Annotated in this window: 9 protein-coding genes; 4 read left to right on the plus strand and 5 right to left on the minus strand. The window is 62.2% G+C overall.

Going from position 1 to position 11,798, the window contains the following annotated elements; genetic code table 11:
• Positions 1-17: 17 nt before the first annotated feature.
• The 3 genes from sufC to PZL22_RS09925 all read right to left on the minus strand — a co-directional run bounded on the left by sufC (position 18) and on the right by PZL22_RS09925 (position 3,641).
• Entirely contained in the window at positions 18-773 is a 756-nt protein-coding gene (gene sufC / locus PZL22_RS09915; RefSeq protein WP_003531483.1) for a Fe-S cluster assembly ATPase SufC, read from the minus strand.
• Between the two features lie 77 nt (positions 774-850).
• Positions 851-2,320 (minus strand): Fe-S cluster assembly protein SufB, encoded by a 1,470-nt coding sequence (sufB, locus tag PZL22_RS09920; protein WP_003531481.1) that lies wholly within the window; start codon positions 2,318-2,320, stop codon positions 851-853.
• Between the two features lie 154 nt (positions 2,321-2,474).
• Positions 2,475-3,641 (minus strand): cysteine desulfurase family protein, encoded by a 1,167-nt coding sequence (locus tag PZL22_RS09925; RefSeq protein ID WP_003531480.1) that lies wholly within the window; start codon positions 3,639-3,641, stop codon positions 2,475-2,477.
• A 218-nt stretch (positions 3,642-3,859) separates the two neighbouring features.
• On the opposite strand from PZL22_RS09925, the gene PZL22_RS09930 reads away from it, so the two are divergent.
• Together PZL22_RS09930 and PZL22_RS09935 are read left to right on the plus strand one after the other, a co-directional pair.
• Positions 3,860-4,537, plus strand: coding sequence for an alpha/beta hydrolase (locus PZL22_RS09930; protein ID WP_003531477.1), 678 nt, complete (start codon positions 3,860-3,862; stop codon positions 4,535-4,537).
• A 51-nt stretch (positions 4,538-4,588) separates the two neighbouring features.
• Positions 4,589-4,903 (plus strand): AbrB/MazE/SpoVT family DNA-binding domain-containing protein, encoded by a 315-nt coding sequence (locus PZL22_RS09935; RefSeq protein WP_003531476.1) that lies wholly within the window; start codon positions 4,589-4,591, stop codon positions 4,901-4,903.
• Positions 4,904-4,924: 21 nt separating this feature from the next.
• On the opposite strand, the gene PZL22_RS09940 is transcribed toward PZL22_RS09935, so the two are convergent.
• A complete protein-coding gene (locus PZL22_RS09940; RefSeq protein WP_003531474.1) occupies positions 4,925-6,076 on the minus strand; it encodes an anhydro-N-acetylmuramic acid kinase in 1,152 nt (383 codons plus the stop codon).
• 144 nt (positions 6,077-6,220) lie between these two features.
• Between PZL22_RS09940 and tyrS the strand changes: the two genes are divergently transcribed.
• Positions 6,221-7,474 carry a tyrosine--tRNA ligase gene (tyrS, locus tag PZL22_RS09945; RefSeq protein ID WP_284718634.1) on the plus strand — a complete coding sequence of 418 codons (1,254 nt, stop codon included), beginning with the start codon at positions 6,221-6,223 and terminating at the stop codon, positions 7,472-7,474.
• Positions 7,475-7,522: 48 nt separating this feature from the next.
• Here tyrS and PZL22_RS09950 read toward each other — a convergent pair whose 3' ends face one another.
• Positions 7,523-10,939, minus strand: coding sequence for a YhdP family protein (locus tag PZL22_RS09950; protein ID WP_284718635.1), 3,417 nt, complete (start codon positions 10,937-10,939; stop codon positions 7,523-7,525).
• A 386-nt stretch (positions 10,940-11,325) separates the two neighbouring features.
• Here PZL22_RS09950 and PZL22_RS09955 point away from each other — a divergent pair, with 386 nt between their 5' ends.
• Positions 11,326-11,793 carry a peroxiredoxin gene (locus PZL22_RS09955; protein ID WP_003531471.1) on the plus strand — a complete coding sequence of 156 codons (468 nt, stop codon included), beginning with the start codon at positions 11,326-11,328 and terminating at the stop codon, positions 11,791-11,793.
• Positions 11,794-11,798: the final 5 nt, after the last annotated feature.

Raw genomic sequence — 11,798 nt, forward strand, 5'->3', positions numbered from 1 at the left:
CACTCCTTCGACAGGCGTCAGGCTGCCGCCTCGATGATATCCGCGTAGCCGTTGGCCTCGAGTTCGTGCGCCAGCGTCTTGTCGCCGGACTTGATGACCTGGCCCTTGTAGAGGACGTGGACAGTGTCCGGAACGATGTAGTTGAGCAGGCGCTGGTAGTGGGTGATGACGACGACCGCGCGATCGGGCGAGCGCAGCGCGTTGACGCCATCGGCAACGATCTTCAGCGCGTCGATGTCGAGGCCCGAGTCGGTTTCGTCGAGAACGCAGAGCTTCGGCTCGAGCAGAGCCATCTGCAGGATTTCCGCGCGCTTCTTCTCGCCGCCCGAGAAGCCGACATTGAGCGGACGACGCAGCATTTCAGGCGCGATCTTCAGCTCGGCGGCAGCTTCCTTGACGCGGCGCATGAATTCCGGCGTCGTCAATTCCTCTTCGCCGCGGTACTTGCGCTGTTCGTTCATCGCCACCTTCAGGAACTGCATGGTGGCGACGCCCGGAATCTCGACCGGATACTGGAAGGCGAGGAAGATGCCCTTCGCAGCTCGCTCCGATGCGTCGAGCTCCAGGATGCTTTCGCCGTTGTAAAGAATGTCGCCCTCGGTCACTTCATAATCTTCGCGCCCGGACAGGATGTAGGAGAGCGTCGACTTGCCGGAGCCGTTCGGCCCCATGATGGCCGCGACTTCGCCAGCCTTCACCGTCAGGTTCAGGCCGCGGATGATCTCGGTGCCGTCCTCGGCGATGCGTGCGTGCAGGTTCTTGATTTCAAGCATGTGTGTTCGTCCTCTTGGGAAACGAAATCGTCTATCGCGCACGAATTCCGTGCGCCGGTTCGGTATTCGGGCGGGCCTTAGCCCACGGAGCCTTCGAGCGAGATGCCGATCAGCTTCTGCGCCTCGACGGCGAATTCCATCGGCAGTTCCTGGATGACTTCCTTGACGAAGCCGTTGACGATCAGAGCGATCGCCGCCTCTTCCGGAATGCCGCGCTGCAGGCAGTAGAAAAGCTGGTCCTCGGAAATCTTGGACGTCGTCGCCTCGTGCTCGAACTGCGCAGTCGAATTCTTCGCCTCGATATAGGGCACCGTGTGCGCACCGCACCGGTCGCCGATCAGAAGCGAATCGCACTGCGTGAAGTTGCGGGCGTTCTCGGCCTTGCGGTGCGCCGAGACCTGACCGCGATAGGTGTTTTCCGAAACACCGGCCGCAATGCCCTTGGAGATGATGCGGCTCGACGTGTTCTTGCCGAGGTGGATCATCTTCGTGCCCGAGTCGATCTGCTGGTGACCATTGGAAACCGCGATCGAGTAGAACTCGCCGCGCGAACCGTCGCCGCGCAGGATGCAGGACGGATACTTCCAGGTGATCGCCGATCCGGTCTCGACCTGGGTCCAGGAGATCTTCGAGTTCTTGCCGCGGCAATCGCCACGCTTGGTCACGAAATTATAGATGCCGCCCTTGCCCTGCTTGTCGCCCGGATACCAGTTCTGCACCGTCGAATACTTGATCTCGGCATCGTCCAGCGCAATCAGTTCGACCACTGCCGCATGAAGCTGGTTCTCGTCGCGTTGCGGCGCCGTGCAGCCTTCGAGATAGGAGACATAGGCGCCTTCGTCGGCGATGATGAGCGTACGCTCGAACTGGCCCGTGTTCTTCTCATTGATGCGGAAATAGGTCGAAAGCTCCATCGGGCACCGAACGCCCTTCGGCACATAGACGAAGGAGCCGTCGGTAAAGACCGCGGAGTTCAGCGTCGCATAAAAGTTGTCCGACTGCGGTACGACCGTACCGAGATACTTCCGCACGAGGTCCGGATGTTCCCGCATCGCCTCGGAGATCGACATGAAGATGACGCCGGCCTTCTTCAGCTCTTCCTTGAAGGTGGTGACGACGGAGACCGAATCGAACACCGCATCGACGGCGATCTTCGACTTCTCGACGCCGGCGAGAATCTCCTGTTCCTTCAGCGGAATGCCGAGCTTCTCATAGACCTTGAGGAGCTCCGGATCGACCTCGTCGAGCGATTTCGGCCCGGTCGTGCCCTTCGGCGCCGCGTAATAATGGATGTCGTTGAAGTCGATCTTCGGATAGCGGACGCGCGCCCAGGTCGGCTCCTCCATGGTCTGCCAGCGGCGATAAGCCTCGAGGCGCCATTCGAGCATCCATTCCGGTTCGTTCTTCTTGGACGAGATCAGACGGATAATATCCTCGGACAGCCCCTTCGGAGCCAGGTCCATCTCGATCGTCGTCTCGAAGCCGTATTTATACTGGTCCACGTCGATCTGGCGGACCTGATCAATGGTTTCCTGCACGGCAGGCATGTCGTTCTCCAATCTCGCCGGATCCAAGGTCCGGCAGCTTGTCAATACGATGCAAGTATTCGCGCACCGCTTATGTAATGGCTAAAAGGCGTTTTTCACCCCATTTGCCAAGCGGAAAATTGCTTTTCCGCAATTTCATTCAATGCTCTCCGCTTCACGCCGCCTGTCCGGCCGAGCGTCGCCGCGCCGCCACTTTCGCGAATACCGCCGCGCAACGCTCGATTTCCGCTTGCGTGGTCGCCTCACCGATCGAAATCCTCAGCGCACCCTGGCGCGGATCATAGCCCATGGCGGTCAGAACATGGCTTTGCCCGACCTTGCCGGACGAGCAGGCCGAGCCTGCCGACAAGGCGACGCCCTCGAGATCGAAAGCGATCTGTCCGGTCTCGGCTTTCAGCCCCGGGAGCGTGAAGAAGCATGTATTTGCCAGGCGGGACTGGTCGCGCCCGTGGATCACCACATCGGGCGCGCAGGACTGCATTTCCGCCTCGAGGCCGTCGCGCAGCGCGGCTATGGCGGCCATGCGCCCGTCGATATCCCCGGCCGCGGCTCGGGCCGCAGCCGCAAAGCCCGCAAGCGCCGCCGCATTCTCGGTCCCCGAACGGTGTCCCTTTTCCTGTCCGCCGCCGCGGATCAGCGGAGAAGGCATCATGATCTCGCCGCGGGCGACGAGTGCGCCCGCTCCCTTGGGGCCGCCGATCTTGTGCGACGACAGGATCAGAAAGTCCGCACCGAGCGATGAGATCGAAAGCGGCAGCCGGCCGGCAGCCTGAACCGCATCGACGACCAGGATGCCGCCATGTGCGCGCACGAGCGCCGCAACCTCGGCGACCGGCTGAATGATGCCCGTTTCATTATTGGCAAGCATCACGGCCACCATCGGCAGACCGGTCTCACGGTCATGGGCCCGAAGCAGATCTTCGAGCGCTGCGCAGTCGACGATCCCGGCGTTTGTCACCGCTATCTCGCAAACATCCTCGCGCGCGAAACGCCCGCCCTCGCGCACTGCCGGATGCTCGATGGCCGAAACATAGAGCTTGCCTGCCTTCAGCGGCGTGCGCCCCATGCGGAACTCAGACGTCAGCACCAGGTTCGCCGCTTCCGTCGCGCCGCTGGTAAAGACGACCGCTGCGGGTTGCGCGCCGCAGAGAGTGGCAACATCGCGTCGGGCGCTCTCGACAAGGGCGCGCACCGCACGCCCTTCGCCGTGGACCGAAGAGGGATTGCCGAGTTGATCGAGCGCGAACAGGAGCGCCTCGCGCGCTTCCGGCAGAAGCGGCGCCGTGGCGTTCCAGTCCATGTAGATGCGCGATCCCGACATCGATTCCTTCGCTAGGCCTGCTGCGACCGCTTCGAGCGGCCCGTTGCATTTTCCTTGAATTTTCCGCGCGGCTTGCCTTAAGAGACGAAGCTCATGCGGACGCCCGCACCAAAGTTTTGAACGGTTCTAAAGTAGGTTCTAGAAAAGCTGACTGGTTTAGTCAAGACAGATCGGCACCAAGAACGACGGAATTGAACCAAAGCACTCCCGGAGAGCCAATGCCCGAAATCATCTTCAACGGACCGGCCGGTCGCCTCGAGGGCCGCTATCAGCCTTCGAAGCAGAAGAGCGCACCGATTGCGATCATCCTGCATCCGCACCCGCAGTTCGGCGGCACGATGAACAACCAGATCGTATACCAGCTCTTCTACATGTTTCAGAAGCGCGGCTTTACCACCTTGCGCTTCAACTTCCGGGGCATCGGTCGCAGCCAGGGCGAATTCGACCATGGTGCCGGCGAGCTTTCCGACGCGGCGTCCGCGCTCGACTGGGTGCAGAGCCTGCACCCGGATTCCAAGAGCTGCTGGGTCGCCGGCTACTCGTTCGGCGCCTGGATCGGCATGCAGCTGCTGATGCGGCGTCCGGAAATCGAGGGCTTCATGGCGGTGGCACCGCAGCCGAACATCTACGACTTCTCCTTCCTGGCGCCCTGCCCCTCCTCCGGCCTGATCATCAACGGCGATTCCGACAAGGTCGCGCCGGAGAAGGACGTCAATGGGCTCGTCGAGAAGCTCAAGGCGCAGAAGGGCATACTGATCACCCATAAGACGGTCCCAGGCGCCAACCACTTCTTCAATGGCCAGGTCGAAACCCTCATGGCCGAATGCGAAGACTATCTCGACCGCCGTCTCAACGGCGAACTGGTACCTGAGCCGGCAGCGAAGCGCATTCGCTGAACGGCGCCGCCCGTTGCTGCAGAGGTGCTCAAGGCCTGACTTACTTCTGTCTTGCGGAGGACTATCCGGTGCCGAAAGCCGAGCATCTCGAGACGCCGGTTTCGACAAGGGCAGGTCATCCTGCCCAAGGTCATCCGCCAGCGGCTGGAATGGGACGCCGGCACCCGCCTGATCGTGGAAGAGACCCCGGACGGTGTCCTGCTGAAACACGCACCGTTATTTGAGCCATCCGAGCCGAAGGACGTGTTCGGGTTGCTGTCCTTCAGCGGCGAGCCGAAATCGCTGGACGATATGGAGGCGGCCGTTTGGCCGAGGTCCGGCGGCGGCATGACGCAATTGAGGCGCGGCAGCCGTGAACGTCTGTGACGACGAACGCGCACGAAGAACTCATGAAACGGCCGCAATCCGCCCCGGCTTTGCCGCGAGCCTACCCCCGCTTACCGGACAGCTGACGCCCGTCGTTCCAGGATAGGTCAAAGGCAGGCAGTATCGCGATCTCACGGCGAGATAGGCCCAGGCCTCGGCTTCCATCGAATCGCCGTTCAGATCCAGCGCTTCTGCGGCAAGCACGCGCGCGCCCTCCGCTTCGGCAAGCGCGTGAAGGTCGCTCATGATGACGGAATTCAGGCGGCCGCCGCCGCAGACAATGTAGGTTGCCGGATTTGCCGGAAGATGGCGCGCGGACCGGACGATGCCGGCGGCCGTTACATGAGCGAGGGTACGCGCCCCATCCTCGAGGCTGGCATCGCCTGCCGCCGGCGGCGCGAAATCGTTACGGTCGAGCGAGCGGCGTTTCTCGGCGCTGAAAAACGGGTGAGAAAGATAACGGTCGGCGAGTTCCCGCAGGACGCCGCCCTCGCTCGCGATCATGCCGCCCTGGTCGTAGGGAATACCGGCGTGAGCCTCCACCCATTGATCGATCAGCGTATTGCCGGGTCCGCTGTCATAGGCGACGATTTCTTCGCCTGCGCCTATGTAGGTGAGATTGGAAATGCCGCCGATATTGACGAAGACGACGGGAGTGGCAATCTCCCCGACTTTGGAGAGACCGCGCGCCAGGGCGGCGTGATAGGCGGGAATGAGGGGTGCGCCCTGGCCTCCATGGGTCATGTCATTGGCCCGCATGTCGTAGACCACGTCGATCCCGGTTTCCCGCGCCAGCAGCTCGCCATCGCCAAGCTGTACCGTCAACGCTTGATCAGGGCGATGCAGGACGGTTTGTCCGTGAAAACCTATTACATTAACATTATCCGGCAAAATATTGTTTTCCTGGAGAAACATCCGAACCGCGAGTGCGTGCCGCAGCGTCAGGTCGCGCTCGAGGTCTGCGAGGGTACCCGGCCGCTCTTCTCGTTTGAGAATCGACCGGGCGTCTTCGAGGCCCTGTTTCAGGCGCTCCCGGAACCGCGGATCATAGGCATATCCGGCAGACGGGCCGCGATCGACGATGCTGTCGCCGTCGGTTCGCACGACTGCGATATCTATGCCGTCCATGCTCGTGCCGCTCATCAGTCCGATCGCCGTCAATACTCTGCCCATGCATTATCCTCCGCCGAACGCGCGCCGCCTCCGACCCGCATCTGCGTTCATAGCAAAACACCCGGCAAGCAAAAACGTGCACTTTCGAAGAAACAATGATAAAGGCCCGGCGCACACGTTCTACCCAGCCGAAAGAGACAGGTTATGTCCGAGTTCAAGTCCGATTTCCTTCATACTCTCAGCGAACGCGGTTTCATCCATCAGACATCGGATGATGCCGGCCTCGACCAGCTGTTCCGTACGGAAACCGTGACTGCCTATATCGGCTTCGACCCCACGGCTGCGAGCCTGCACGCCGGCGGGCTCATTCAGATCATGATGCTGCACTGGCTGCAGGCGACCGGACACCGACCCATTTCGCTGATGGGCGGCGGCACGGGCATGGTCGGCGACCCGTCCTTCAAGGACGAGGCGCGGCAACTGATGACGCCCGAAACGATCGCCGCCAACATAGCGAGCATCAAGACGGTCTTTTCGAACTACCTGAGATACGGCGACGGCCCCAAGGACGCGCTGATGATCAACAATGCCGACTGGCTGCTCGGCATCAACTATCTCGAATTCCTGCGCGACGTCGGCCGCCACTTCTCGGTGAACCGCATGCTGTCGTTCGACAGCGTGAAGATGCGGCTCGAGCGCGAACAGTCGCTGTCCTTCCTCGAATTCAACTACATGATCCTGCAGGCCTACGACTTCGTCGAGCTTTACGAGCGCACCGGATGCCGGCTCCAGATGGGCGGTTCGGACCAGTGGGGCAACATCGTCAATGGCATCGATCTCGGCCACCGGATGGGAACGCCGCAGCTCTACGCCCTCACCTCGCCGCTGCTGACCACCGCCTCCGGCGCGAAGATGGGCAAATCCTTGAGCGGTGCCGTCTGGCTCAATCCGGATATGCTCGGCCCCTACGAGTTCTGGCAGTACTGGCGAAACACAGAGGACGCCGACGTCGCACGCTTCCTCAAGCTCTACACCACCCTGCCGATGGCTGAAATCAACCGGCTGTCGAAGCTCGGCGGTTCCGAGATCAACGAGGTCAAGAAGGTTCTGGCAACCGAGGTTACCGCCATGCTGCACGGGCGGGCGGCGGCGGAACAGGCAGCCGAAACGGCGCGCAAGACCTTCGAGGAAGGTGCGCTTGCCGAGAACCTGCCCTCGGTCGAGGTCCCGGCTCCCGAACTCGAATCGGGGCTTGGCCTGCTGACGTTTCTGGTCCGCGCCGGCCTCGCCGCTTCGAACGGCGAGGCGCGCCGCCATGTTCAGGGCGGCGCCGTCCGGATCAATGACGATCAGGTCAGCGACGAACGCCGCGTCATTGGAAGCGGCGACGTGACCGGCGACGGCGTCATCAAGCTCTCGCTCGGCAAGAAGAAGCACCTGCTCGTTCGGCCAGTGTGAGCGGGCGAGACATTCGGTAACCGGAGGCCGGCCGCAGCGCCGGCCTTTTCATTGAAACTCGAAAATGTTGCGGAAAACGCCCGGCGCTATGATCGACAGCGGGTTGATCGTCAGATTCGGCTGGCTGAACGGACCGGTGAGTTTGAACGTGATGCCGAGCAGACCGCGGTCGCGGCCGTTTCCGAGCAGGACGCCGATCAGCGGCAGCTCGCCGAAGAGGCGGTTCAGTCCATAGGCCGGCATGAACGTTCCCGTCATGTCCATGCGGCCATTGGAGTCGCGGACGGTACCCTGGAACGTCGCGCCGACGTCGACGCCGCGGACGACCCCGCTGCCGACGCGGATCGCGCCCTGATCCAGCAGGAGTTGCGCGAAACCACGCTCGAACTGAGCCGTACTCACATCGATATCGCGCCGAACCGCCTGATTGAGGCTACGCCCGTCCTGCCCCGCCGGCGTCGAGACCATCGATTGCAGCCTTTGTTCGCCGACGAGCGAGAACTTGCGGATGTCCACGGTTCCGCGCCAGGAATTGGCGCCCCGATCACGCAGACGCAGATTGAGGAGACCGCCGCGCATATTGCGGTAGATGTCGATGAAGCGCGCAAATGCCCCGGCATCGCTCGTTGTCAGTTCCAGCGTATTGTCCGCTCCGGCCTTCACCAATCTGGCGACGACGGCCTGACCGCTTGCCGTTACCGCCGAAAGGTCGACATCGTCGATCTGCTGGCCGCGGCTCGAATAGGCCAGGTTCACATTCGAGAGAACCTCGCCGTTGAAACCGGTGACCCGATCGAGCCGCGCATTGATCTTCACATTGCCGCCATCCTTAGCAGCGGCCCCGCCCTTCACCCGGGCAAGCGCCGGTCGGATATCCGCTGCCGTGCCTGTGAGGTCTATCGAATAGCCGCCCCTGCTGCGATCCACCGTAACGGCGAAGTCGTCGCCGCTGGCCAGGCGCACGCCCCCCAGGCGGGCCGACGCGAGGCCGGACTCATCGACGCGCAATTCGCCATTGCCGCCAAAGCCTTCGCCGGTGAGATGAAAGTCGTTTATTTCCGTAATGCCGCCGGTAGCCCGAATGGTGAAATGCGCCTCTGCGGCGATGCCGGATCCCTTGCTCCAGCCGATCCAGGGCAGCGAGAGGACGGCTTTACCGAGATCGGCCTTCACCGACTGGCTGCCATCTTCCGCAAGCGATACGTCGATGCCGACGGGCCCGCTGACCATACCGGATAGGGTCGGAGCGATTTTCGCCCGCGCCGCCTCGTCGAGCGTTCCGGAAATTTCCCGCGTTCTCTTCACATTGGCGGAGGCATCCACCGGCTCGGTGAGCGCGATGCGCATCTTCGCGCCGTCGATCAAGGCGTTCGCCTGAAGTACGGCACGTTCATTGTCGATCCGCATCGTACCGTCGAGATTGGCGATCGAACGTCCGGCGATCGGCCGCTTTATCGTGACGTTCTCGAGCTGCATTTCCACCTGCCACAGCGGTGGTGGCGGCTTCTGGTCGGATATGAGCCCAAATCGCGCACCGACCAGCGCCTTCATCGGGCCGGTGAAATCCTCCGGAGTGAAGGGCGTCTTCTGAAGCGCCTGGATCGGCTTGTAGCGGACGAGCTCCGCTATCGCATCCGCCTGGCCCGCGACCTCGATCTTCATCTCCGCCATGAGCGGCTTGCTATAGACGTCGGCAATGACGAAATCGCCGCCATTCAAGGCGACGGAGTGGCCGGAGGGGAAGAACGCGGCACCCTTCTTGACCGCGACGGACATCCGTTCGCCGCTGAGGCTGAAATGCCCGGCCGTGTCGCGCAACGGCGGGATCTCGCCCGCGATGTTGATGCGCGTATCGTCGATGGCGAAATTGATGTTGAGTTCCCGCTCGTTCAGCCGCAACTCACCGCCGCTGCTGGCGATGCGCCCTTCAGGGATGGAGACCTCTATGCGGGCATCGGTGACCGTGCCGCCGTAGAGGTTGGCAAGGGCCCAACGGCGAGCACCCTTCGCAAGCCACCACGGCCACAACTGCTTGACCACCCTGGAATGCATCCTGTCGCTGAGTGCGGCGAAACTGATCCGCGGCGATGTCTTGCCGAAAGCGACCGAGAGGGACCCCGCCATGGAACCGAGCGGACTCGATATTGCCAGCTGATCGAAAATCAGCCGGTGGCTGTCCGACTCGAAACGGCCGCTCGCCTTGGCATCGAAGGCAAGCGGGCGCTCCTGCAGGTCCTCGGGATCGGAGCTGGCGTTCTTGAGCAGGAGGTCGACCGCAAAGCCCTTCCGGTCCGCGCCGGCGACCTTGTCGAGGTCGATCAGGGCACCGGTAAAGGGGAAGCTCGAACGGCCGATCCTGACCATCGACGACAAAATTTCGACAGAGGCCCGCTCGAAATCGTAAGAGAGGTTGAGGTCAGAGGAATTGAGAGTCGAGACGAGTCCGCCGGCGTGGAAGGCGCCCTTGGAAGTCTTGACGGTTGCCGTGAGTGCCGGCTTCTTGCCGTCCGTCGCGCGAGCCGCGTTGAGCGTCACATCGGCGGCGGCCTCGATGCCGAAGGCCTCCTCCTTGGCCGATTTGCCGTGATAGAGGAACGGCGAGAGCGAGAGCGCGTCGAGGCGAGCCTCGAAGGCGGCAATGCGCCCATTGTTGCCGAGGGCCTTTGCCGTCAGCAGCGATTCTGTCCCATCGACTGCGATCGTGCCGTCAACGCGCATCGAACTGTCCGGATCGTGGCTGAACTCCAGCGTCTTGATTTCGACGGGAACAACGCGCCCCCGGACGCCGCTGACTTTCAGGCTGAAATTCGAGAGCACGACGGTCTGCGTCGCTCGCCCGGCGGTCAACCGTGACATCCGGTCGCCCTGCGCGAACAGCTCTTCAAGCGCGTTGCCCACATCGGCGATGCGGATGGCGGTGAGATCGATCGGCTCGCCGCGCGGCAAGAGGCCGGTGTCGAGTTCGCCTCCTTCCGCTTCGAGCCTCGACACGTCGATGCGGCCGGTCGCCAGGGCGAACGGATCGAGCGCGATCGAGATCGCACCCAGCCTGGCGAGGTGCCGGCCCGAGCCACTCTCCTTCAGCGTGACGCCGCGCGCCTTGAGCGCAAGAGCGCCGCCGCCTGTCCAGCGGATGACCGTGCTTTCGACATCGGCGCTGTATCCCTGACCCAGCGCCGCATTGAGTGCCGTACGTGCCCGGGCGTTCAACGGTCCGTCGACGATCCCGCTTTCTATGATGGCGACGAGCGAAGCAACGGCGATGAAGACGAGGAGCGAGCAGCACAGGAAAAGCCGTGCGCATAAGCGCCAGGCACCGCCCGGACGCGGCGTGTGCACAATGACCGGATCATGCGCTTGAGCCGAGGGCAACGCATGCAGCGCGACGATGTCTTCCCTGCGAAAGTCGACTTTTTCGCCGCGGATTTCAGTCATCGGCACGAGCGTCCGACCTGATTGCCCCATTGCATGTTTCCCATCGGGCCGCCGCGACGCAAGCGATGGCCGGATCTTTCATTCGCCCCATTTAGATCGATACTCGTCTCACCAAATCACCATGCTTCGCCTCTCGCGGGAGCGAGAAGACTCGCCATTTCCCCTTTGCGCAAGATTGCTTATGGCATTGAGCCTGCACGATTTCACCTCCGCTCGAATCCGAGTTAAAGGATCATACAGTAGCTACGAAGCCGTCCGGCACCTGTCAAATCTATCACAACTCTGCTGGACGGGCTTCGGCGATCTCCGATATGCCCTCAAGCGCGTTGCATTCGATCCCGAAGACGATGCACGATTTTGGGGACATGCATTAACCGCGGAATGCCCACAAAACGTGACGTAAGAAAGGTTTGATCATGGCAGGATTGGGACAAGGCGATGTCGCCCCGGAGTTCGAACTTCCTCGTGATGGCGGCGGTTCGATCTCGCTCGCTGCGCTGCGCGGAAAGCCGATAGTTCTGTTCTTCTACCCGAAGGACGATACGAAAGCCTGCACCGAGGAGGCTATTTCCTTCTCGGCTCTGGCGAAGGAATTCCAGGAAGCCGGGATTGCGCTCGTCGGCATATCGCCCGATTCGGCCAAGAGCCACGATCGTTTCACAAAAAAACACGGCCTCACGGTCGCCCTTGGCGCGGACGAGGACAAGGCCGCGGCAAACGCCTACGGCGTCTGGGTCGAGAAGAGCATGTACGGCCGTAAATACATGGGGGTCGAGCGGACCACCTTCCTGATCGACCGGCAGGGCGTGATCAGCCGCGTCTGGGAAAAGGTCAAAGTCCCCGGCCACGCCGACGAGGTTCTGGCCGCCGCAAAGACGCTTTGAGCAGA

It is taken from the genome of Ensifer meliloti, assembly GCF_030064585.1.
Classification (GTDB): Bacteria; Pseudomonadota; Alphaproteobacteria; order Rhizobiales; family Rhizobiaceae; genus Sinorhizobium; species Sinorhizobium meliloti.

What these genes read in the sequence shown, in the direction of transcription:
- tyrS (WP_284718634.1), top strand. Translation starts at nt 6,221, where the DNA reads ATGTCCGAGTTCAAGTCCGATTTCCTTCATACTCTCAGCGAACGCGGT.
- PZL22_RS09930 (WP_003531477.1), top strand. Translation starts at nt 3,860, where the DNA reads ATGCCCGAAATCATCTTCAACGGACCGGCCGGTCGCCTCGAGGGCCGC.
- PZL22_RS09950 (WP_284718635.1), bottom strand. Translation starts at nt 10,939, where the DNA reads ATGGGGCAATCAGGTCGGACGCTCGTGCCGATGACTGAAATCCGCGGC.
- PZL22_RS09925 (WP_003531480.1), bottom strand. Translation starts at nt 3,641, where the DNA reads ATGTCGGGATCGCGCATCTACATGGACTGGAACGCCACGGCGCCGCTT.
- PZL22_RS09955 (WP_003531471.1), top strand. Translation starts at nt 11,326, where the DNA reads ATGGCAGGATTGGGACAAGGCGATGTCGCCCCGGAGTTCGAACTTCCT.
- sufC (WP_003531483.1), bottom strand. Translation starts at nt 773, where the DNA reads ATGCTTGAAATCAAGAACCTGCACGCACGCATCGCCGAGGACGGCACC.
- PZL22_RS09940 (WP_003531474.1), bottom strand. Translation starts at nt 6,076, where the DNA reads ATGGGCAGAGTATTGACGGCGATCGGACTGATGAGCGGCACGAGCATG.
- sufB (WP_003531481.1), bottom strand. Translation starts at nt 2,320, where the DNA reads ATGCCTGCCGTGCAGGAAACCATTGATCAGGTCCGCCAGATCGACGTG.